Origin of the sequence: Streptomyces sp. B3I8 (assembly GCF_030816915.1) — a bacterium.
GTDB lineage: Bacteria > Actinomycetota > Actinomycetes > Streptomycetales > Streptomycetaceae > Streptomyces.
Map to the genome: position 1 here is coordinate 803,160 of NZ_JAUSYN010000002.1, position 21,240 is coordinate 824,399.

17 protein-coding genes are annotated in these 21,240 nt (G+C 71.0%); 11 read left to right on the forward strand and 6 right to left on the reverse strand.

What is annotated here, in order from left to right:
- Window positions 1-487: 487 nt before the first annotated feature.
- Together QFZ64_RS05815 and QFZ64_RS05820 are read right to left on the reverse strand one after the other, a co-directional pair.
- Entirely contained in the window at window positions 488-1,945 is a 1,458-nt protein-coding gene (locus tag QFZ64_RS05815) for a DEAD/DEAH box helicase (RefSeq protein WP_373430555.1), read from the reverse strand.
- A gap of 239 nt (window positions 1,946-2,184) precedes the next feature.
- Entirely contained in the window at window positions 2,185-3,207 is a 1,023-nt protein-coding gene (locus QFZ64_RS05820) for a LacI family DNA-binding transcriptional regulator (protein ID WP_307063006.1), read from the reverse strand.
- A 437-nt stretch (window positions 3,208-3,644) separates the two neighbouring features.
- Here QFZ64_RS05820 and QFZ64_RS05825 point away from each other — a divergent pair, with 437 nt between their 5' ends.
- The 4 genes from QFZ64_RS05825 (at window position 3,645) to QFZ64_RS05840 (ending at window position 9,296) form a co-directional block, all read left to right on the forward strand.
- The gene (locus QFZ64_RS05825; protein WP_307063008.1) at window positions 3,645-4,952 is read left to right on the forward strand and encodes an extracellular solute-binding protein; all 1,308 of its coding nucleotides are present in this window, start codon (window positions 3,645-3,647) and stop codon (window positions 4,950-4,952) included.
- On the forward strand, window positions 4,949-5,854 hold the full coding sequence (locus QFZ64_RS05830) for a carbohydrate ABC transporter permease (RefSeq protein WP_307063011.1): 906 nt from the start codon (window positions 4,949-4,951) through the stop codon (window positions 5,852-5,854). The genes QFZ64_RS05825 and QFZ64_RS05830 overlap by 4 nt, the downstream gene beginning before the upstream one ends.
- A gap of 1 nt (window position 5,855) precedes the next feature.
- Window positions 5,856-6,752, forward strand: a complete 897-nt coding sequence (locus QFZ64_RS05835; protein ID WP_307063013.1) for a carbohydrate ABC transporter permease — start codon at window positions 5,856-5,858, stop codon at window positions 6,750-6,752.
- Between the two features lie 174 nt (window positions 6,753-6,926).
- Window positions 6,927-9,296 (forward strand): glycoside hydrolase family 3 N-terminal domain-containing protein, encoded by a 2,370-nt coding sequence (locus QFZ64_RS05840; protein ID WP_307063015.1) that lies wholly within the window; start codon window positions 6,927-6,929, stop codon window positions 9,294-9,296.
- Window positions 9,297-9,338: 42 nt separating this feature from the next.
- Here QFZ64_RS05840 and QFZ64_RS05845 read toward each other — a convergent pair whose 3' ends face one another.
- Complete coding sequence (locus QFZ64_RS05845) at window positions 9,339-10,526, reverse strand: fumarylacetoacetate hydrolase family protein (RefSeq protein ID WP_307063017.1); 1,188 nt, start codon at window positions 10,524-10,526, stop codon at window positions 9,339-9,341.
- Window positions 10,527-10,584: 58 nt separating this feature from the next.
- On the reverse strand, window positions 10,585-12,321 hold the full coding sequence (locus tag QFZ64_RS05850) for an IlvD/Edd family dehydratase (RefSeq protein ID WP_307063019.1): 1,737 nt from the start codon (window positions 12,319-12,321) through the stop codon (window positions 10,585-10,587).
- 151 nt (window positions 12,322-12,472) lie between these two features.
- Here QFZ64_RS05850 and QFZ64_RS05855 point away from each other — a divergent pair, with 151 nt between their 5' ends.
- Window positions 12,473-13,216: a FadR/GntR family transcriptional regulator gene (locus QFZ64_RS05855; protein WP_307063021.1), complete on the forward strand. Its 744-nt coding sequence runs from the start codon at window positions 12,473-12,475 to the stop codon at window positions 13,214-13,216.
- 127 nt (window positions 13,217-13,343) lie between these two features.
- Here the strand turns inward: QFZ64_RS05855 and QFZ64_RS05860 are convergent, their stop codons facing one another.
- Together QFZ64_RS05860 and QFZ64_RS05865 are read right to left on the reverse strand one after the other, a co-directional pair.
- The gene (locus tag QFZ64_RS05860; protein WP_307063024.1) at window positions 13,344-13,601 is read right to left on the reverse strand and encodes a DUF5302 domain-containing protein; all 258 of its coding nucleotides are present in this window, start codon (window positions 13,599-13,601) and stop codon (window positions 13,344-13,346) included.
- A 202-nt stretch (window positions 13,602-13,803) separates the two neighbouring features.
- Complete coding sequence (locus QFZ64_RS05865) at window positions 13,804-14,394, reverse strand: MarR family winged helix-turn-helix transcriptional regulator (RefSeq protein WP_307063026.1); 591 nt, start codon at window positions 14,392-14,394, stop codon at window positions 13,804-13,806.
- 177 nt (window positions 14,395-14,571) lie between these two features.
- On the opposite strand from QFZ64_RS05865, the gene QFZ64_RS05870 reads away from it, so the two are divergent.
- From QFZ64_RS05870 to QFZ64_RS05895, 6 genes are all read left to right on the forward strand, one after another.
- A complete protein-coding gene (locus tag QFZ64_RS05870) occupies window positions 14,572-15,804 on the forward strand; it encodes an FAD-dependent monooxygenase (RefSeq protein ID WP_307063028.1) in 1,233 nt (410 codons plus the stop codon).
- A gap of 204 nt (window positions 15,805-16,008) precedes the next feature.
- A complete protein-coding gene (locus QFZ64_RS05875) occupies window positions 16,009-16,410 on the forward strand; it encodes a hypothetical protein (protein ID WP_307063030.1) in 402 nt (133 codons plus the stop codon).
- Between the two features lie 262 nt (window positions 16,411-16,672).
- Window positions 16,673-17,728, forward strand: coding sequence for a LacI family DNA-binding transcriptional regulator (locus tag QFZ64_RS05880; protein WP_307063032.1), 1,056 nt, complete (start codon window positions 16,673-16,675; stop codon window positions 17,726-17,728).
- 122 nt (window positions 17,729-17,850) lie between these two features.
- The gene (locus QFZ64_RS05885; protein ID WP_307063034.1) at window positions 17,851-19,134 is read left to right on the forward strand and encodes an ABC transporter substrate-binding protein; all 1,284 of its coding nucleotides are present in this window, start codon (window positions 17,851-17,853) and stop codon (window positions 19,132-19,134) included.
- 118 nt (window positions 19,135-19,252) lie between these two features.
- Window positions 19,253-20,275, forward strand: coding sequence for a carbohydrate ABC transporter permease (locus tag QFZ64_RS05890; protein ID WP_307063036.1), 1,023 nt, complete (start codon window positions 19,253-19,255; stop codon window positions 20,273-20,275).
- Window position 20,276: 1 nt separating this feature from the next.
- Window positions 20,277-21,173, forward strand: a complete 897-nt coding sequence (locus QFZ64_RS05895) for a carbohydrate ABC transporter permease (protein WP_307063038.1) — start codon at window positions 20,277-20,279, stop codon at window positions 21,171-21,173.
- Window positions 21,174-21,240: the final 67 nt, after the last annotated feature.

Below are 21,240 nucleotides of genomic sequence, written 5' to 3' on the forward strand. Positions count from 1 at the left end.
CCGGCACCTTCGACATGTTTCCCCTCCCGTCGGGTAAGCCGCGAAGCACGGCTCATCCCAACAAAAGGGTGTAGCAGTGGGCACTGACAGCAGCTGACGGGCCATCACGGCGCGACCCCCCGGTCGAGTCACCATCAAGCCAGGAGAGCCCATACCGTCGGGCCGATTCACGGGGCGGCGAGCCCGAGGCAGCTCAGCTGGGCGAATGCCCTTATCGGCTCCCGCGCGGTTCACCACGGCCCTTGCCGCAGGCGCGCACGCGGGGAGCGTGACCGTCCGTCCCTCACCTGCGGAAACAGCCCCGGTCACGCCCGGCGGAGCTCTGCCGACGAATGGCGTGAAGCAGCGGAGCGCACTCACAGCCGTGGTGCGCCGGCGCCGCCCCTTCGAACCGTGGTTCCGCGACCCAGTCCAGCCTTGGTGCGACCCGGTCGGCCCCTCCGCCCGGCAGCCCCTCCGCCCGGTGACTCGACTCAGGGAGCCGGAGTCAGCCGCCGCGTCGCACCCGAGCCGCCTTGCGGGCCTCAGCGAGTTTGCGGGCCTCGTCGTTCTTGCGGGACGGCCTGCCGCCGGCCGAGCCGTTCTCGGGGCCCTTGGCGCTGCCCAGGCCGCGGAAGGGGATGTTGTGGTTCTTGGGACTCGACGCGGCCGCCGCGCGGTCGAGAGGTTTCCCGGAGGGGGTCCTGGCGCCGGTGATCCGGCTCAGCTCCGCTTCACCGGAGCGCACCTTGGTGACCTTGGGGGTGACATCGGCGTCCGCCATGACCTGGCTCGCCTCGCGGCGCTGCCCCGGAAGGACGAGGGTCACGACGGTGCCGGAGCGGCCGGCCCGTGCCGTGCGGCCCGCGCGGTGCAGGTAGTCCTTCGGGTCGGTGGCCGGGTCGACGTTGACCACGAGGTCGAGGTCCTCGACGTGCAGGCCGCGGGCGGCGACGTTCGTCGCGACGAGGGAGGTGATCTGCCCGTTCTTGAAGCGGGCCAGGGTCGCGGTGCGCTGTGGCTGGGATTTCCCGCTGTGCAGTGCGGCGGCGGCCACGCCGTTGGCCCGTAGGTGCCGTGTGAGCTGGTCGACGCCGTGCTTGGTGTCGAGGAACAGCAGGACGCGGCCGTCGCGGGCGGCGATCTCCGTGGTCACGGCGTATCGGTCCGGGCCGTGCACGACGAAGACGTGGTGCTCGATCGCGGCGACCGCGCTCGACGAGGGGTCGACGGAGTGGACGGCGGGGTCGCGCAGATAGGCCCGCACCAGTTGGTCGACGTCACGGTCGAGGGTCGCGGAGAACAGCATCCGCTGCCCGTCGGTGCGCACCTGGTCCAGGATGCCGGTGACCTGGGGCAGGAATCCCAGGTCGCACATCCGGTCGGCCTCGTCCACGACCGCGATGCCCACGCGTCCCAGTCGGCAGCCCTTGCGCTCGACGAGGTCGTGCAGCCGGCCGGGGGTGGCGACGACGATCTCGGCGCCGTCCCGCAGTGCGGCGGCCTGCCGTCCGACGGAGACTCCCCCGACGACGGTCACGAGCCGCAGCCGCAGCGCCTCGGCATACGGGGTGAGTGCCTCGCCGACCTGCTGCGCGAGTTCTCTGGTGGGCACCAGCACGAGCCCCAGCGCCTCCTTGGGCTGTGCGCGCCGCCCGGCCGTCCGGGCGAGCATCCCCAGGCCGAAGGCGAGCGTCTTGCCGGATCCGGTGCGGCCGCGGCCCAGGACGTCCCGTCCCGCGAGCGCGTCCGGCAGTGCCGCGGCCTGGATGGGGAAGGGGACGGTCATACCGTGGTCGTCGAGCACCCGCAGGACCTCGGGCGGCAGCCCCAGCCCCGCGAAGGACGCCACGGCGGGCACCGTGGAAGCGGCCTCCGCCGCTTCCGGCGCCTCGGACGCGGACGCCTCCGACACCTCGGGCGCTTCGTCCTGGGGCCGAACGTCGGCACGTGTTGATTCGCTCACTGAGAGCCTTCCTCCGAAGGGACCGTACCGGGGAAGGCGCGGCGGGGACGCGTCACCGGTCGGGGCGCCCCTCGGGACCCCAGGACAGCGACTGCAAATGAACGACGTTAGCACGTGGCACGTCGCCCGGGCTTCCGCGGTACGCACGGCGGGCACTCCGCCGGCGGGCCGGAGTCACCGTGCCGGCGGCGGGCCCGAGTCACCGTGCCGGCCGGCTGTACCCCGGCCGGCCCAGATCATCACGCCGACGGGTCCGTGCGGGGCGGTGCCGTGGAGGCGCGTACGACGAGTGCGGTGGCGAGTTCGATGTGGTGGGACTCGATCGTGTCGCCGTTGGCCAGCCGGAGGGCGGTGCGCAGGGCCGCGCCGCCCATCTCCCGCAGCGGCTGACGCACGGTGGTCAGTGGCGGTGACGCCATCCGGGCCAGGCTGGTGTCGTCGAATCCGACCACGCTGACGTCCTCGGGCACGCGCATGCCTCGGACGCGGGCGGCCTCGATGGCGCCGACGGCGATGTCGTCGTTGCCCGCGAAGATCGCCGTCGGAGGCTCCGGGAGATCCAGGAGGGCGGCGGCACCGTTCAGCCCGGTCGCATACGTGAATTCGCCGGGCCGGATGTAGACGTCGGGCACCTTCGCCCCCTCCGCCTCCATGGCCGCGCGGTAGCCGTGCATACGTGCCTGGTTGCAGACGGCCATGGTGGGTCCGCCGAGATAGGCGATGCGGCGGTGGCCCAGGGAGAGCAGGTGCTGGGTCGCGGTCAGGCCGCCGGCGAAGTTGGTCGCGCCGACGCTGTGCACTCGGCTGTCCGGCAGGTGCAGGGGGTCGAGGACGACCAACGGCAGTCCGGACCTGGCCAGTTCGTTCAGGTGTGCCGCGGTGTACACGCTGGTGACCGCGATGACGGCGCGGCGTCCGGCGGAGACCAGGTCCCGGGCCCAGTGCGGAGCGCTGGTGGCCTTGCTGACCACCACCGAGGCGCCCAGTTCGGCCGCGGAGTCGATGATGCCTTCGAGGGTCTCGGCCACGTACGACCTGAGGCCGCCCTGGAACTGCACCTCGATGGTGGGGATGTCGGCTGCCTCGGTGTGACGGAACACGGGCGCGAGGTAGTGGTGCTGGTGCAGCAGTTCCTGCACTCGCGTGCGGGTGTGCGGCGCCACGTCACCGCGGCCGTTGACCACTTTCGACACGGTAGCGACGGAGACTCCGGCCGCCTGGGCGATGTCCGCCAAAGTGGTGCGCCTGGCGTTCGGTCGCATCGGTTCCTCTCCGCTGTACGTCTGTACGTCCACCCGCGCGGTGCTCCGCCGGACGGGCCGGCGGCGAGGGTGGAACCGATCAACCGTACGGCACCCCGTCACCGGGCCGGTCCACAGAGGCCATGGCATCGTATCCCACCCTCCACCAGCAGGTTTCGAAAAGTTTCGGATTTCGACAAGGCTTTCCGGAGGGTGTTTCCTGACGATAAAAACCATTTGACACAAGGGAATAACGCTACTGCACACGTCTTGACAGGGCTTCAGCCCGAAACCTAATTTGCACGCACAGAGCTTCGGGCAAGGCTGTTTCGAAAACCTTTCACCATGACTGGCCACGGCTGGCCACGACTGGACACGACCGACCATGACTCATCGTGACTGACCATGACTCACATGACTCACGAGAAGCCGCTGGCTCTCGAGTGCGGAGAAAAGACATGGCGCTCTCCCGACGTACCCTTCTCGGCCTGGCCGCCGGCGTACCGGCCTCCGCGGCCCTGGCGGCCTGCGGCTCTTCCGGACCCGGCTCCGGCAAAGGGGCCACGTACTGGTACCTGAACGGCCAACCGCAGGAAGGCGTCAGGGCCGGGGCGGTGGACGCGTTCAACAAGGCCCATTCCAAGACGCAGATCAAGGACACGACCTACCAGAACGACGCGTACAAGACGAAGATCAAGACCGCCATCGGTGCCGGGAAGGCGCCCACCATCATCTGGGGCTGGGGCGGCGGGACGCTGCGCACCTACGTGGCGGCGGGGCAGGTCGAGGACCTCACGTCGTGGTTCGACTCCCACTCCGACATCAAGAAGCGGCTGTTCCCCTCCTCGTTCGGCGCGGCGACCGTCGACGGCAAGATCTACGCGATGCCGTGCGAAACGGTGCAGCCGATCATCCTCTACTACAACAGGAGGGTCTTCGAGAGGATCGGCGCGGAACCGCCGAAGTCGTGGGACGACATCATGGCGCTGGTCCCCAGGTTCAACGCGAAGGGCATAGCGCCGTTCTCCCTCGGCGGTCAGTCCCGCTGGACGAACATGATGTGGCTGGAGTTCCTGTTCGACCGCATCGGCGGTGCGCAGCTGTTCCAGTCGATCGCCGAGGGCGAGAAGAACGCCTGGTCCCAGCCGGACGCCATCGACGCGCTGACCAAGGTGCAGGACCTGGCCAAGGCGCACGGGTTCGTCAAGGGCTTCTCGTCGATCACCGCGGACTCCAACGCCGACCAGGCGCTGCTGTACACGGACAGGGCCGCGATGATGCTGCACGGCGCCTGGTCGTACGGCATCCAGAAGAACGACGGCAAGAAATTCGTCTCCAGTGGCGCGCTGGGTTACATGACCTTCCCGCCGGTGGAGGGTGGCAAGGGCGATCCGAGCGACACGGTCGGCAACCCCGCGCAGTACCTGTCGATCTCCTCGAAGGCGAGTGCCGAGCAGAAGAAGGTGGCCAGGGACTTCTTCGCCACGGGTGTCCTGCAGGACGAGGAGGTGAAGAAGTGGATCGACAACGGGTCGGTGCCGATCCGGCTGGGCACGGAGAAACTGCTGGCCGCCTCGGACAGTGCCGACTTCCTGAAGTTCACCTATGACATCGCCAGCAAGGCGAAGGTGTTCGGGCAGTCCTGGGACCAGGCGCTGAGTCCGACGGCCGCCGAGACCCTGCTGGACAACATCGTGAAGTTGTTCCAGCTGTCGATCTCGCCGAAGCAGTTCGCCGACAACCTCAACGCGGTCACCGGCAAATGAGCGCGGTCAGCCATCGTCCTCCGCCGCGCCGTCAGCAGCGCGATGTCCTGCCGTGGCTGGTGGCTCCGGCACTGTTGATCTTCGTCGGATTCGCCGTGATCCCGCTTTTCGGGGTCTTCGCGCTGAGCTTCACCACGTGGGACGGGATCGGCGCCATCCACCCTTCGGGACTGACCAGTTGGCGTGCGGTGCTCACCCATCCGGGGCTGCCGCACGCGCTCTGGGTGACGTTCCTGGTGATGGCCGTGTCCTGGGCGTTCCAGACGCCGGCGAGCATCCTGATCGGTGTCTTCCTGGCGGGCGACCAGCGTTACCGAGCGGTGCTGGGCGTGGTGTACTTCGTGCCCCTGATGCTCAGCTCCGCGGCGATCGCGATCGCCTACAAGGCGCTGTTGAACCCGAACTTCGGCCTCGGTGCCGGGCTGGGCATCGATCTGCTGAGCCAGGACTGGCTGGGACGGCCGGGGTTGGCGTTCGGGGTGGTCGTCTTCGTCGTGTCGTGGCAGTTCGTCCCGTTCCATTCCCTGATCTACCAGGGGGGTGTGCAGCAGATCCCGAAGTCACTGTACGAGGCGGCGCAGTTGGACGGGGCGGGACGGGTCCGGCAGTTCTTCAGCATCACGTTGCCCCAGCTGAAGTACACGATCATCACCTCGTCGACGCTGATGGTGGTCGGGTCGCTGACCTTCTTCGACCTCATCTTCATCCTCACGGAGGGCGGCCCCGGCGATGCCACCCGGGTTCTGGCACTGGACATGTACAAGCGGGGGTTCCAGGCCAGCCTGATGGGCCCGGCCAGCGTCATCGCGGTCATCCTGGTCCTGGTGGGTCTGGCGCTGGCCCTGCTGCTGCGCCGGCTCGGCGGCCGGGACGCCGGGGCGAGCCAACTCGAGGGAGTCTGACGTGACCACCACGCTGCCCGGGCAGCGCCGCCCGCAGAAGTCCGCTCCCCGCGAGCGGCGCCCCGTCTCCTCCCGGCCGCGCCGTCGGCGCAACTGGTTCGGCGGGCTGGCCGGATGGCTCTGGCTGGTCGTCGTCGCCGTGCCCCTGTACTGGTCCTTCATCACCAGTTTCAAGGAGCAGAGCAACTATTACGCGAGCAATCCGCTGGTGCCCTCGGGGGATCCGACCCTGGACAACTACCGGCTGGTCATCGAGTCGGACTTCCTCAGCTATTTCCTGAACAGCGTCGTGGTCACCGTCGGTGCCGTGGTGCCCGCGGTGGTGGTGTCCTTCATGGCCGCCTACGCGATCGTGCGCGGGTGGCGCATGCGGTTCCTGCGGGCGGTCAACGGACTCTTCCTCATGGGCCTGGCGATTCCGCTGCAGGCGACGGTGATCCCGATCTATCTGATCATCATCAAGATGCACCTGTACGACAACCTGCTGGCGCTGATCCTTCCGTCGATCGCCTTCGCCATCCCGTTGTCCGTGCTGGTGCTCGCCAACTTCATCCGTGACGTGCCCAAGGAACTGTTCGACTCGATGCGGGTCGACGGTGCCACCGAGTGGACGACCCTGTGGCGGCTGGCGGCGCCGCTGACCCGGCCGGCGATCGTCACCGTGTCCATCTTCAACGCGCTGACGATCTGGAACGGGTTTCTGCTGCCGCTGATCCTCACCCAGAGCCCGGAGCGCCGGACGCTGCCACTCGCGCTGTGGACCTTCCAGGGCCAGTACGGGGTCAACGTTCCGGCCGTTCTCGCCGCCGTCGTCCTCACCACACTGCCCGTACTGATCCTCTACGTGTTCGGCCGCCGCCAGTTGCTGAGCGGTCTGACGGCCGGATTCAGTCGTTGACCCGTCATGTGCCCGGCGTCGACCCGTCACGTGCCGTCCGTCGACCCGTCGCACCGTCCGCCGAACCGGCCAGCCCCGTAGCACCCCGTAGCGACCCGTCGTTGCCCCGTCAATGCCCCGTCGTGCCCGCGTCCGCCGAGGGTCGACGGGCGTGGGAGGAAAGTGAACGCCGACATGGCTGTGCAGAACACCCCCGACCTCTCCCTCTGGAACGATCCCGCCGTCCCCATAGCCGCGAGGGTCGACGCCCTGATCGGGGCCATGACGCTCGAGGAGAAGATCGCCCAGCTCTACGGAGTGTGGGTGGGCGCCTCCGACCAGGGCGGTGAGGTGGCTCCCCATCAGCACGACATGGAGGAGCCCGTCGATCTCGACGCGCTGCTGCCCACCGGCCTGGGCCAGTTGACCCGGCCGTTCGGCACGCTTCCGGTCGATCCCGCGCTGGGCGCGCTGTCCCTCGCCCGCACCCAGGCCCGTATCGCCGCGACGAACCGTTTCGGCATCCCGGCGCTCGCCCACGACGAGTGCCTGGCGGGCTTCGCCGCCTGGGGGGCGACGGCCTACCCGGTCCCGCTGTCGTGGGGTGCCGCCTTCGATCCGGACACGGTGCGGCGGATGGCCGCCGCCATCGGCCGCGACATGGCCGCCGTCGGCGTCCACCAGGGGCTGGCGCCCGTCCTGGACGTGGTGCGCGACGCCCGCTGGGGCCGGGTGGAGGAGACCATCGGCGAGGACCCCTACCTCGTCGGCACCGTCGCCACCGCCTACGTCCAGGGCCTTCAGTCCGCGGGCGTCGTCGCCACCCTCAAGCACTTCGTCGGCTACTCCGCCTCCCGCGCCGGACGCAACCTCGCCCCGTCCTCCGTGGGGCCGCGGGAGCGCGCCGACGTGCTGCTGCCGCCGTTCGAGATGGCGGTCCGTGAGGGCGGCGTCCGGTCGGTGATGAACGCCTACACCGACACCGACGGCCTCCCCTCCGCCGCCGACGAGGAGTTGCTCACCGGGCTGTTGCGGGACACCTGGGGCTTCGACGGCACCGTCGTCGCCGACTACTTCGCCATCGCCTTCCTGAAGACCCTGCACGGGGTCGCGGGCGACTGGGCGGAGGCCGCCGGCGCGGCGCTGCGGGCCGGCGTCGACGTCGAACTGCCCACCGTCAAGACGTACGGCGCGCCCCTGGTGGAGGCCGTGACCGACGGCCGGGTGCCGGAGGCGTTGGTCGACCGTGCCGTGCGCCGGGTCCTCGCCCAGAAGGCGGTGCTCGGTCTGCTCGACCCGGACTGGGACCCCGTTCCGGCGGCGCTCGACGGGGTGGACGCGGACGATCCCGCCGCGCTGCGCGGGCGGATCGACCTGGACGGTCCGCAGAACCGCGCGCTGGCCCGGACGCTCGCCGAGAAGGCGGTCGTACTGTTGAGCAACGACGGCACCCTGCCGCTGGAACGGCCGCGCCGGATCGCCCTGGTCGGTCCCAACGCCGACGAGCCCGTCGCCGTGCTGGGCTGCTACTCCTTCCCCCAGCACATCGGCGTCCGCCACCCCGGAACCCCGCTCGGCATCGAACTGCCCACGCTGCGCGACACGCTGGCCGCCGAGTTCCCCGACACCGAGATCACCGTCGTCCGCGGCACCGGTATCGACGACGGGGATCTCTCCGGCGTCCCCGAGGCCGTGCGGGCGGCGCGGGAGGCCGACGTCGCGCTGGTGGTGCTCGGTGACCGGGCCGGGCTGTTCGGGCGGGGCACCAGCGGTGAGGGGTGCGACGTGGGGACGCTGGCCCTGCCCGGCGCGCAGCAGCAGTTGCTCGACGCGCTGCTCGACGGGGAGACGCCGGTGGTCACGGTGCTCCTCGCGGGGCGGCCGTACGCCCTCGGCCGTGCCGTGGCGGAGTCCGCCGCGATCGTGCAGTCCTTCTTCCCGGGCGAGGAGGGCACGCACGCGATCGCCGGGGTGCTCAGCGGCCGCGTCAATCCCTCCGGACGTCTCCCGGTCGGTGTGCCGCGCGATCCGGGCTCGCAGCCGTCGACGTACCTGGGGGCGCGGCTCGCCCACGTCAGCGGGGTGTCCAGCATCGACCCGACGCCGGCGTTCGCGTTCGGCCACGGGCTGTCCTACACACGGTTCGACTGGACGGACCTGGCGGTGGAGGTCCGACAGGCGCCCACGGACGGTGAGTTCGCCCTCGCCTTCACCGTGCGCAACGCGGGCGGGCGTGCGGGGACCGAGGTGGTCCAGCTCTATCTGCACGACCCGGTCGCCTCCGTGGTCCAGCCGGTGCAGCGCCTCATCGCCTACGCGCGCGTCGGCCTGGAGCCGGGCGAGGCCCGGCGGGTCCGGGTCACGGTCCCGGCGGACCTGGCCTCCTTCACCGGGCGCGACGGGCGGCGCGTGGTGGAACCGGGCGCGCTGGAGCTGCGGTTGGCCGCGTCCAGCGCGGATCCGCGGCTGACGGCCGAGGTGACGCTGACCGGGGCCGCCCGCCACGTGGACCACACGCGGCGCCTGCACTCCACGGTCGTACAGGAGCCGGTCACCCGGGCCTGACACGGGACGGACGCGGGCGGGGCACGGACGGTCCCCGCCCGCTCAGAGCAGGCCGCGCCGGGCGAGGTTGCGCATCAGCGCGCCCGCCCCGAACGTCCACGGCGCGGCCTGCTCGCTGGTGACGACGGTGTTGACCAGGGCGCCGAGCCTCGGACTGGAGATCCGTACGAGGTCGCCGTACTCGTGGGTGAAGCCGGCACCGGGCGCGTGCCGGTCCTCGGTGGGCGCGAACAGGGTTCCGGTGAACAGCACGAAGCCGTCCGGGTACTGGTGGTGCGGGCCGAGCGTGGCGGCCACCAGATCGCTCACGTCGCGGCTGATCTCGCGCAGGGAGCTGCTGCCGTGCAGGACGTAGCCGTCCGTGCCGTCGATCCGCAGGTCGACGTCGAGATGGCGGACGGTGTCGAGGCCGAAGCCGTCGTCGAGCAGGCGGACGAACGGGCCGATGGCGCAGGAGGCGTTGTTGTCCTTCGCGCGGGACAGCAGCAGGGCGCTGCGTCCTTCGATGTCGCGGAGGTTGACGTCGTTGCCGAGGGTCGCGCCGCGGACCCGGCCGTGCGAGTCGACGACGAGGACGACCTCGGGTTCGGGGTTGTTCCACACCGAGGCGCCGAGCACTCCGATGTCGGCGCCGGTGCCCACCGCGGACAGGACGGGCGCCTTGGTGAAGATCTCCGGGTCCGGCCCGATGCCGACCTCCAGGTACTGCGACCACAGTCCTTCGGCGACGAGTGCCTCCTTGGCCCGCTCCGCCTCCGGTGATCCGGGACGGATGCCGTCGAGCGCGCCGCCGACCACCCGGGCGACGCGCTCCCGTACGCGTGCGGCCTGTGCCGGGTCGCCGCCGGTGCGTTCCTCGATGACGCGTTCCAGCAGGCTGCGGGCGAAGGTGACGCCCGCGGCCTTGATCACCTGGAGGTCGACGGGGGCGAGGAGGTGGGGGACGTCGGGGCGGTCGGCCGGCGCGGCGAGCAGGGCGTCCAGGCGCCAGGCGCGTGCGCCGTCGGCCTGCCGGACGAGCGTCGCGGCGTCGTCGCGTTCCATGAGGTCGGCGACGGTCGGGGCGAGGGCCGTCAGGTCGACGACGTGCTCGCCCCGGACCGCGGCCACGCACGGTCCGCCGCTCTCCGGGTCGTGCACGCGGGCGACGAGGGCGGCCCGGTCGGCGTCCTCGGGCAGGACGGATCCGGGATCGAGGCGCGGACGGGGGCGTGCTGCTGCCGGTTCCACGATCGGTGCTCTCCTGAGTTCTGTGGGAGGGTGCGGTCGCCCAAGGGCCCAAGGGTGTTCAGTGGGAGTCGCGGGGGACCTCGTGTCCGCGGCTTCCGCGCAGGAAGCCGAAGTCGGCGCCCTTGTCCGCCTGTTCGACGTGCTGGGTGTAGAGCCAGGTGTAGCCGCCGGTGTACCGCTGCTCGGGTGCGCGCCAGGCCTGTCGGCGCCGGTCGAGTTCGGCATCGTCGACGTCCAGGCGCAGGGTGCGGTGGGGGACGTCGAGGACGACGGGGTCCCCGTCGCGCACCAGGGCGAGAGGGCCGCCGACGGCGGCCTCCGGCGCCACGTGCAGGACCACCGTGCCGTATCCGGTGCCGCTCATCCGGCCGTCGCAGACGCGCACCATGTCGGTGACGCCGGCCTTGAGCAGCTTGGCGGGCAGGGGGACGTTGGAGACCTCGGGCATGCCGGGGTAGCCCTTGGGGCCGGCGTTGCGGATGACGAGGACGGTGTTCTCGTCGACGTCGAGGTCGGGGTCGTCGGCCACCTCGTGGTAGGCCTCCGGGGAGTCGAACACGCGGGCGGGACCGCGGTGGGTGAGCAGGTGCGGGGATGCGGCGGACTGCTTGATGACGGCGCCGTCCGGGCACAGGTTGCCGCGCAGGACGGCGATGCCGGTGCCGGCCGGCTGGAAGGGGGTGTCGAGGGGGGTGATGACGTCGGAGCCGAAGCGTTCGGTGTCACGGGTGTTCTCGGCGACGGTGCGGCCGGTGACCGTGATCGGTTCGCCGTGCAGCAGTCCGCCGGCGAGCAGCTCGGCGAGGACGGCGGGCAGGCCGCCCGCATAGCAGAAGTCCTCCATGAGGTATTTACCGCTGGGCATCAGGTTGACCAGGGTCGGCACCGCGCGGACGAGTCGGTCGAAGTCGTCGAGGTCCAGTTCGACACCGACGCGTCCGGCGAGGGCGGTGAGGTGGATGAGGGCGTTGGTGGAGCCGCCGATGGCCGCGTTGACCCGGACGGCGTTCTCGAACGCCTCCCGGGTGAGGATGCGCGAGGGGCGCAGTTCCTCCTCCACCATGGTCACGACGCGCTGCCCCGCCGCCTGCGCGGTCTCCATGCGGCGGGAGTCGACCGCGGGCCAGGCCGCCGAGCCGGGCAGTTGCATGCCGAGCGCCTCGGCCATGCACGCCATCGTCGAGGCGGTTCCCATGGTCATGCAGTGGCCGCGGGAGCGGGCCATGCACCCTTCCGCGAAGAAGCACTCCTCCTCGGTCATCCGGCCGGTCTTCAGGTCCTCCTCGAACTTCCAGACGTGGGTGCCGGATCCGACGTCCTGGCCCCGGTACTTGCCGTTGAGCATGGGCCCGCCGGTGACCATGACGGCGGGCAGGTCCACGCTGGCGGCGCCCATGAGCATGGCGGGGGTGGTCTTGTCGCAGCCGGACAGCAGCACGACGCCGTCGAGCGGATTGGCCCGGATCAGTTCCTCGACCTCCATCGCCATGAGGTTGCGGTACAGCATGGCGGTGGGGCGCATCAGGGTCTCGCCGGTGGCCATGGTGGGGAACACGAGCGGGAGACCGCCCGCCTGCCACACGCCGCGCCTGACCGCTTCGGCGACGTCCGTCAGGTGGGCGTTGCACGGGGCGAGTTCGGAGGCGCTGGTGGCGATGCCGATGACGGGACGCCCGTCGAACACCTCGTGGCCGAAGCCCTGGTTGCGCATCCAGGAGCGGTACAGCATCCCGGCGCGGCCCTGGGCTCCGAACCAGGCCTGGCTGCGGCGACTCGTCCTGCGACCGTCGGTCATGTGAACACTCCCGTGGCTCTGGCGACGTGGCCCCGGCGTCGTCCGCTGCGCGGTGGGGCGGTGGGGCGGTAGCGCGTCGGGGTGGTGGGACGTTGTGGGGGACGGTCCCGCAGGCCGTACCCTGTGGGCCAATCATTAAATGATTCGATGAATGGCGTCCAGGGGGCGAGCGAAGATCGTGGTGCGTTTCCTGACCATGCACCAGCGCGTGGTCGACGAGCTCGGGCGGCGCGTCGCGGCCGGCGCGTGGGCGCCGGGGGACGCGTTGCCGGTCGAGGACGCGCTCGCGGCCGAGATCGGCGTCAGCCGGGGCGTGGTGCGAGAAGCGGTCAAGGCACTGGTGGCCAAGGGGATGCTGCACGTGCGTCCGCGTACCGGCACGCGCGTGCTGCCCCGGGAGCACTGGAACCATCTGGACCGTGACGTGCTGCGCTGGCAGCAGGCCGGGGACGCCGCGGCCCTGCTGCGCGACACCGGTGAGCTGCGCCGGATCGTCGAGCCGGAGGCGGCGCGGCTGGCCGCCGAGCGGGCCGGCTCCGAGGAGGTACGCGGGTTGTACGAGGCGCTGGCGGCCATGGAGGCCGCGGCGGCGGATCCGGGCCGCGGCGGCTATGTCGAGGCGGACATCGCCTTCCACCGGGCCCTGCTGGACGCCAGCGGCAACCGTCTGCTCGGCTCACTGGGGCGTGCCGTCGACATCGCGCTGGAGCACAGTTTCCTCGTCAGCACGCAGACGCCCGGCGCGGTGGAGGCCTCGCTGCCGGGCCACCGGGCCGTCGTGCGGGCCGTCGAGGCGCGCGATCCGGCGGCCGCGGCGGCCGCCGTACTGGCCATCATCGAGGCCGCCGACCAGGAGATCGCCCGGTCGCCCGGACTACCGGGCGACGCCGGGTGACCCGATCGCGGGCCGCTCCCCCGCCGCCCCGCGGAAAGGCGCCCGCCCCGGGTTCTCCCCCGTCGGGCGCCTTCCACGACGCGTTTCAGGCGTTCTTCGGGCGTCTCTTCGGGCGCCCCTTCACGGCTCAGCCGCCGCTCTTGCGCCGGAACGAGCGCTGGCTCGCCGCCGGGCCGTGCGCCGCGCGCACCTTGGCGGCGTCCGGGCTGCCGCCGGCCTCGGCGGCGTTCGCCTGCGTACCGCGCTTGCGGTCCAGGGCTTCGCGGAACTTGCGCTTGAGGTCGTAGTTGCCGTCGCTGTCCGGCGCGAGCGGGGCGGCCTCGGGGGCAGTCCCCGGGGCGGCCTCCGGCTCCGAACCTTCCGGGGACACGGGCTCTGCGGTCATGGTGACCTCCTGCGGTTCGGGGGTGAGTCAGCACAAGCTTGTCATGCCCGACGGGTGCGCGGTGCCGCGAGACCCCGCGGGCGCAGGCCCCGCCCCCTTCACCACCTCGGGCCCCGCCCCCTTCACCACCTCGGGCCCCGCCCCCTTCACCACCTCGGGCCCAGCCCGCTTCACCGCTGCCGGCCCCTCTCGCTTCACCACTTCAAGCCCCCTCCCCGTCCTCCCCCTCGTCCCCCGCCTCGGGCAGGGCCAGCCGGTCCGTGACGTCGTCGGCGAAGCGGGCGAGGAGGCGGAGGAGATCGTCGCGGTCCTGCCGGGGCCATCGGCCGAGGACGTCGGCGAACCAGCCGAGCAGGGAGGCGACATAGCGGCGGGCGGCCTCGTCGCCCGCCTCCGTCGGCTCGATGAGGCTCGCGCGGCGGTCGTGGGGGTCGGCGATGCGCCGCACGAGGCGGCGCTTCTCCAGGGCCTGGACCTGGCGGGTGACGTGCGGGCCCACGACCTGCATGCGGTCGGCGATCTCCCCGATGCGCAGGGGTTCCCCGGCCGCGAGCAGGGCCACCAGCACGCCCACGGCGGGGCGGTCCAAGGAGGGGCCGGCCGCCTCCGCAGCGCGATCGACGAGCCTGCCCTTGCTGAACGCGGAACTGAGCCGGGTGAGCCGGGGCAGCACGGCGAGCAGATCGTCGGGCGAGAGGCCGGGCGCGGGTTCGGCCGCGGGCGCGGACTCCGGCGCGGACTCCGGCGCGGACTCCGGCGCGGGCTCGGGCTCCCCGGGGGACTCGGGGATCATGACACCTCCATTTGCATACCTGAGTTAGGTATCTATATCGTGGGGAGCGGAGTCACGGCACCAGGGGTGCCGTACGACTTCATAAAGGATACCTAAGGTACGTATCTACGCCGCCCTCCGCCGCGAGCCGCGTACCGCCTCCGTGCCGGGCCCGCCCGGCGGAAAGGTGCCATTTCCATGACACGCCAGACATCCACGTCCGCCCCTCGTCGCGTACTGATCTCCGGAGCGAGTATCGCCGGTCCGACGCTCGCGTACTGGCTCGACCGGTACGGCTTCGAGGTGACCGTCGTCGAGAAGGCCGCCGCCGTGCGCGGCGGCGGCTACGCGATCGACATTCGCGGCACGGCCCGGGCGGTCGTGGACCGCATGGGCCTGCTGCCCCGACTGCGCGAGGCCCACGTGGACACCCGGCGGATCTCGTTCCTCGACGCCGCCGGGGACACGGTGGGCACGGTGCAGCCCGAGCAGTTGACCGGCGGGGAGAGCGGGAAGGACCTCGAGGTCCGGCGCGGCGACCTGGCCGACGCCCTCTACGCGCCACTGCGGGACCGCGTCGAGTTCCTCTTCGGCGACTCGATCGCCACGCTGGACGACGACGGGGACGCCGTGCACGTCGTCCTGGACAGCGGCACGTACCGCACGTTCGACTTCGTGATCGGCGCGGACGGGCTGCACTCGAACACGCGTCGGCTGGTCTTCGGCCCCGAGGAGCCCTTCCACCGCTACCTCGGACACGTCTTCGCGGGTTTCACCCTGCCCAACGAACTCGGGCTCTCGCACGAGGCGTTCATCTGGAACGAGCCGGGGCGCAGCGCCGTCATGTACGCCTACGACTCCTCCGAGCCCGTGCAGGGATTCCTCACCTTCGTCCGCGACACCCCGCCCTTCGAGGCGTTCCGCGACCCGCGTGCCCAGCGCGACCTGGTCGCCTCGCTCTTCCCCGAGCAGGTCTGGCAGGTGCCGCGCCTGGTGGCGGCGATGCGGGCGGCCGACGACCTCTTCTTCGACATCGTGAGCCAGATCCACATGCCCGCCTGGTCCCACGGGCGCGTCGCGCTGGCGGGCGACGCGGCGCACGCCACGTCCTTCCTCTCCGGGCAGGGGTCCAGCATCGCGCTCGTCGGCGCATACATCCTGGCCGGCGAGCTCGCCTCGCACGCGGACCACGCCGAGGCCTTCGCGGCGTACGAGCGCCGGATGCGCCCCTTCGCGGAGCGCAACCAGGCGCTGGCCACCGAGGGCGGCACGATCGTCACTCCGACGACGCGCGCGCAGTTGGACGCCCGCAACGCGCTGCTCGGCGACCCGGCGGCGATCTCGAGGGAACTCGCGACGGCGGGCGCCGCGGCGGGACGGGCGACGCACTCGTCCCTGACATTGCCGGAGTACGCCCCGGCGGCGCTCTGAGCCCCTCCTCCCTCACCGGACCGGAGTGATCCGCAGGTCTCGCCAGGAGCCACAGGCTCTAGGCTGTGTGCGACAAAACGCCGGTCTGCGGGGGTCGACATGGTTGAGGCGGGGAGTTCACCGGCGGAAGGTTCACCGGCGGGGCGTTCGTCGGCGGGCAGTTCACCGGCAGGGAGTTCACCGGCGGTGTGGCGGATTCCGCCCGTGCAGATCGCCGTACTGATCCTTCTCGCCTGCCCGTGCGCCGCGCTGAACATCTACGGGCAGCCGTCCGCGGCGCTGCGTCTGGTCACCCTCGCGGTGGGCGCCGTCGCGCTGGGGGCGGCGCTGGTGGCCTCGCGGATGTATCTCGTGGTGGACGACGAGGGGATCGCCGTCCGGTTCCTGCGCCGTGAGCAGTGGCTGCCGTGGCCGTCGGTCGCGCACATCGGTGTCGTCTCCGGTGTGCGCGGTGCGGAGACCGTCCGGGTCAGCCGTGCCGACCGGACGTACGTCGATGTGCCGCCGTCGCTGCTGCAGCCGTCTCGCCCGGTCGGGAAGCCGGTGGCCCGCGCGCTCCTCGGCGACGCCGTCCGCCGGATGGAGTCGCTGCGCCCTCCGGCGTGAGCGGCACCCTCCGGCGTGAGCGGCGCCCTGCGGCGTGAGCGGCGTCCTGCGGCGTGAGCGGCGCCCGACGGTACGCGGGTCGTCCGTACGACAAGGACCGTCCCGAAGCCGCCCGGGCCGACCGCCCGACGAGGACGATTGCCCGGCGTCGGCGCTGGATAGACTGCGCCTCACCGACGCCGCGGAACACCGGCGGTGTGGCGTGGACGCCCCGCGAGTGGCCACGCCGGGTGGCCGCCGGGGCCCGGGATGAGAGGGGACCATGTCCCGTAGTGCGGGCGACAAGGTACCGACCATGGTGGACGTCGCGCGGCGCGCCGGCGTCTCGCCCAGCACGGTCTCCTATGCCATGACCGGCAGCCGGCCCATCTCCGAGGCCACCCGCCTGCGGATCCAGCAGGCGATGCTCGATCTGGGCTATCGGCCCAATGTCTTCGCGCGGGGGCTCAAGAGCAAGCGCAGCCACATCATCGCGGTGCTGTTTCCCAAGAACGAGCACGAGCGGGGCATGAACCTCGGTTCGATGGAGTACATCTTCGGCGCCTCCGACCATGCCCAGGACCGCGGGTACCACCTGTTGCTGTGGACCTCCGGGGCCGATGCGCTGGACGACCTCGCCGGCCTCGCCCAGCAGGGGTTGGTGGACGGTGTCCTGCTCATGGAGGTCCGGCTGAAGGATCCGCGGATCGAGGTGCTGCGGAACTCCGAGCTGATCTTCACCATGCTGGGGCAGAACGCCGATCCGGGCGACCTGGACTACGTGGACACCGACTTCGACCAGTGCGCCAGGCTGGCCGTCGAACACCTCGTCGGGCACGGGCACCGTCATCTGGGTTTCGTGCACCAGGACGCCGCGACGATCGCCTCTGGACGCGGCAACGCGATCCGGCTGCGCGACGGCATGCTGCGGGCGGCGCGGGAGGCCGGCGTCGCGCTGACCGCGCTGACGTGCCGGAGTCACACCGCCGGGGGCCGGAAGGCGTTCGCCGAACTGCTCGCGGCGGATCCGCGGACGACCGCGGTGATCGCGTTCAACGAGCAGGCCACACCTGGGCTCATGGCCGCCGCGGTGGCCCAGGGCCGCCGTATCCCCGAGGACTTCTCCGTGGTGTCCATCGACATGCCGGCCCAGGCGGCGCAGATGACGACGCCGACGATGACCACGGTGGGACCGGTCGCCGCCGACATGGGCAAGGCGGCCGCCGAGATGCTGATCCGCCGTATCGAGGGGCAGCGGCTCGGCGCGCCTTCGCAACTGCTGTTCGACGGGCAGTTGGTGGTGCGGGCGAGTTCCGGACCGGCCCCCGAACCGCACTGATCCGTTATCCACCCGTAACGCGGCCCGACTTCCCGGCCGTTGACACCCCTTCGCGCCTCACTTTAACGTGCTCGCAACATCGTCGAATCGTATCGATTCCCCCGGACGAAGGAGAGCGGCTCATGCGAGCAAGGAGGGTCGCGGGCGTCGCAGGCGTGCTCAGCGCGACACTGGTCCTGGCCGGCTGCGGCTCGGGCGGCGACGGTGACAGCGCGGCACAGGGAGCGGACGGCCGGGGGCCGATCACCTTCGTCACGCAGAAGGACAACAGCGGTGTCCTTCCGTTCATCGCCGACGAGTGGAACAAGGCGCACCCCGACGAGAAGGTGACGATCAAGCAGCAGTCCGACCAGGCCGACCAGCAACTCTCCGACTTCGAACAGCACTTCCAGGCGAAGGACCCCGGCTACGACGTGGTCACCGTGGACGTGGTGTGGACGGCCGAGTTCGCGGCCCGCGGCTGGATCGTCCCGCTCACCGGCCGACACGCCCTGGACACCGACAAGCTGCTCCCGGCGACGGTCAAGGCGGGCACCTACAACGGCAAGCTCTACGCGGCACCGTACGGCTCCGACGGCGGGCTGCTCTACTACCGCACCGACCTGGTCGACTCGGCGCCCACCACGTGGAACGAGCTGATCGGCGACTGCAAGGGCAAGACCACCAAGGGAACCATCACCGGCGCCCGGCCCGCCTGCTACGCGGGCCAGTTCGCCAAGTACGAGGGCCTGACGGTGAACGCCGCGGAGGCGATCAACGCCACCGGCGGCACGATCGTCGGCCCGGACGGGCGGAGCACGACGGTCGACTCCCCGAAGTCCGCGGCCGGTCTGGACTTCCTGGTCAACGGCTTCAAGGACGGCTACATCCCCAAGGAGGCGCTCGGCTTCCAGGAGACGCAGAGCGTGAACGCGTTCCAGTCGGGCCAGTTGATGTTCATGCGCAACTGGCCGTACGCGGTCGCCATCCTGAACGGCAAGGGCTCCAAGGTGGCCGGCAAGTTCGGCGTCGCACCGCTGCCGGGCCCCTCCGGGCACGGCGCCTCCACGCTCGGCGGCCACAACCTCGGCATCAGCGCCTACTCCAGGCACCAGGCGACCGCCCTGGACTTCCTGAAGTTCATCGAGTCCGACAAGGTCCAGCGCAACAACCTCACGGTCGGCACGCTGGCGCCGGTGCTCACCTCGATGTACAGCGACCCGAAGCTCACACGCAAGTTCACCTACCTGCCCGACCTGCTCAAGAGCATCGAGACGGCGGTGCCGCGCCCCATCACCCCGTTCTACCCGGGCGTCACCGAGGCGATCGAGACCAACACCTACGCGGCGCTGCAGGGGCGGACGACCACCGCGCAGGCGCTGAAGAACATGCAGGCGGCGATCAAGTCCGCCACCGCCGGCGGCTGACCGTACGGCAGGGGGGGTCGGCGGGCCGGCGGGCCCGGGCCGACGGCCCCCCTCCACTCTGCCGCCCTTCTCCCCCAGGTCACGCCGTCGGACGGTGCACCCACCGCAAGGAGCAGTCATGACCGTAGCCGGTCACGTGGAACCAGGAACCGCCGGGAAACCCGGCGGCGACCGGCGCCGGACCAGAATCCGCCGGGGCGCCCTTCGTCCCCGCGAGGCGCGCACGGCGTTTCTGCTGATCGCGCCCGCCCTCCTCCTGCTGGCACTCGTCGTCGGCTACCCGGTCGTCAAGGCCGTCTACCAGTCGTTCCTGACCGACCCGGGTCTGAACAAGGCCACCGGGATGTTCGACGCGGGAAACAACTGGTTCGGGCTGCACAACTACACGCACTGGCTGCTGCAACGGTGCGCCACCCCCGAGGGCGGCTACACCTCCTGCCCGAGCGGGGCCCTGGGCTCGCAGTTCTGGAGTTCGGTCGGGGTCACGGTCGGTTTCACCGTCGTCGCCTGCACGCTGGAGACCGTCATCGGCATGGCGTTCGCGCTGACGATGCACCGGGCCTTCCGCGGCCGCGCCATGGTCCGCGTGGCGATCCTCGTCCCGTGGGCGATCCCCACCGCCGTCACGTCCAAGTTGTGGCAGGTCATGTTCGACCCGCAGGGCTGCGTCAACAAGCTGCTGGGCACCCACTACGCGTGGACGTCCTCGCTGTGGCCGGCCCGGTCCGCGATCGTCATCGCGGACACCTGGAAGACCACGCCCTTCATCGCGCTGCTGATCCTGGCGGGCCTGCAGAACATCCCCGCGGAGACGTACGAGGCGGCGAAGATCGACGGCGCGGGCGCCTGGCGACGCTTCACGAACGTGACCCTGCCCTTGGTGAAACCCGCCCTGGCCGTCGCCGTCGTCTTCCGCGCCCTGGACACGCTGCGCATGTACGACCTGCCGAAGATCCTGACCGGTGGCTCCAACGGGACGACGACGAGCTCGATCCTCGTGGTCGACCAGCTCACCAGGGGCGCCAACTCGGCGTCCGCCCTCTCCACGATCACCTTCGTGCTCATCTTCGTGATCGCGTTCGGGCTGGTCCGCCTGCTCAACGCCAATCTTTTCGGCGCGCAGGCGAAGGCGGTGAGGTGAGATGGCTCCCACCACCACCGCACCGCCCGTCCCCACCGCGGACGCGCCCGTCGCCCCCCGGCGCCGGAACATCGACCTGGGCGCGATCGGAACCGTCGTCACCACGGCGATCATCGTCGTGTGGTGTCTGGCGCCGTTCTACTGGATGCTCGTGCTGGCCTTCCGGGACAGCGACTACACCTTCTCGACGGACCTGTGGTTCAGCCACGTCACCCTGGACAACTTCCGGTACGCGTTCGACGCGCGCTACAACTCCTTCGCGCGCTCACTGGTGAACAGCCTCCTCATCGGCACGGTGGTGACCGTCGTGTCCATGGTGATCGGCGTCTTCGCCGCGTACGCGCTGGCCCGGCTCTCCTTCCGCGGCAAGGGTCTCGTCCTGACGGTGATCCTCGGCGCCTCCATGTTCCCCGGCGTCGCGATCCTGACCCCGCTGTTCCAGTTGTTCAGCAGCTGGCACTGGCTCGGCTCCTACCAGGCGCTGGCCCTGCCGCAGATCTCCTTCTCGCTGCCACTCGCCGTCTACACGCTGACCAGCTTCTTCGCCGACATGCCGTGGAACCTGGAGGAGGCCGCCCGGGTGGACGGCGCCACCTCCCGGCAGGCGTTCCGCCTGGTCATCCTGCCGCTGGCCGCCCCGGCCATGTTCACCACGGCGATCCTGGTCTTCCTCGCGTCGTGGAACGAATACCTGCTGTCCAGCGTGCTGTCCAACGGCTCGACCGACGTGGCACCGTCCACGGTGGCCATCGCCAACTTCACCGCGGGGCCGCACATCGTCCCCTACACCCAGACGATGGCCGCCGGCCTCATCGTCACCGTCCCCCTGATCGCCGTCGTACTGCTGCTCCAGCGCCGCATCGTGAGCGGCCTGACCGCCGGCGGCATCAAGGGCTGACCTCCCCCGGACCGGACCACCCACCCCCAGAACCGCACCCAGCCCAGTACCGCACCCCCATTCGCAC

What these genes read in the sequence shown, in the direction of transcription:
- QFZ64_RS05820 (WP_307063006.1), bottom strand. Translation starts at nt 3,207, where the DNA reads ATGCGACCGAACGCCAGGCGCACCACTTTGGCGGACATCGCCCAGGCG.
- QFZ64_RS05825 (WP_307063008.1), top strand. Translation starts at nt 3,645, where the DNA reads ATGGCGCTCTCCCGACGTACCCTTCTCGGCCTGGCCGCCGGCGTACCG.
- QFZ64_RS05830 (WP_307063011.1), top strand. Translation starts at nt 4,949, where the DNA reads ATGAGCGCGGTCAGCCATCGTCCTCCGCCGCGCCGTCAGCAGCGCGAT.
- QFZ64_RS05840 (WP_307063015.1), top strand. Translation starts at nt 6,927, where the DNA reads ATGGCTGTGCAGAACACCCCCGACCTCTCCCTCTGGAACGATCCCGCC.
- QFZ64_RS05850 (WP_307063019.1), bottom strand. Translation starts at nt 12,321, where the DNA reads ATGACCGACGGTCGCAGGACGAGTCGCCGCAGCCAGGCCTGGTTCGGA.
- QFZ64_RS05855 (WP_307063021.1), top strand. Translation starts at nt 12,473, where the DNA reads ATGGCGTCCAGGGGGCGAGCGAAGATCGTGGTGCGTTTCCTGACCATG.
- QFZ64_RS05860 (WP_307063024.1), bottom strand. Translation starts at nt 13,601, where the DNA reads ATGACCGCAGAGCCCGTGTCCCCGGAAGGTTCGGAGCCGGAGGCCGCC.
- QFZ64_RS05865 (WP_307063026.1), bottom strand. Translation starts at nt 14,394, where the DNA reads ATGATCCCCGAGTCCCCCGGGGAGCCCGAGCCCGCGCCGGAGTCCGCG.
- QFZ64_RS05870 (WP_307063028.1), top strand. Translation starts at nt 14,572, where the DNA reads ATGACACGCCAGACATCCACGTCCGCCCCTCGTCGCGTACTGATCTCC.
- QFZ64_RS05880 (WP_307063032.1), top strand. Translation starts at nt 16,673, where the DNA reads ATGTCCCGTAGTGCGGGCGACAAGGTACCGACCATGGTGGACGTCGCG.
- QFZ64_RS05885 (WP_307063034.1), top strand. Translation starts at nt 17,851, where the DNA reads ATGCGAGCAAGGAGGGTCGCGGGCGTCGCAGGCGTGCTCAGCGCGACA.
- QFZ64_RS05890 (WP_307063036.1), top strand. Translation starts at nt 19,253, where the DNA reads ATGACCGTAGCCGGTCACGTGGAACCAGGAACCGCCGGGAAACCCGGC.
- QFZ64_RS05895 (WP_307063038.1), top strand. Translation starts at nt 20,277, where the DNA reads ATGGCTCCCACCACCACCGCACCGCCCGTCCCCACCGCGGACGCGCCC.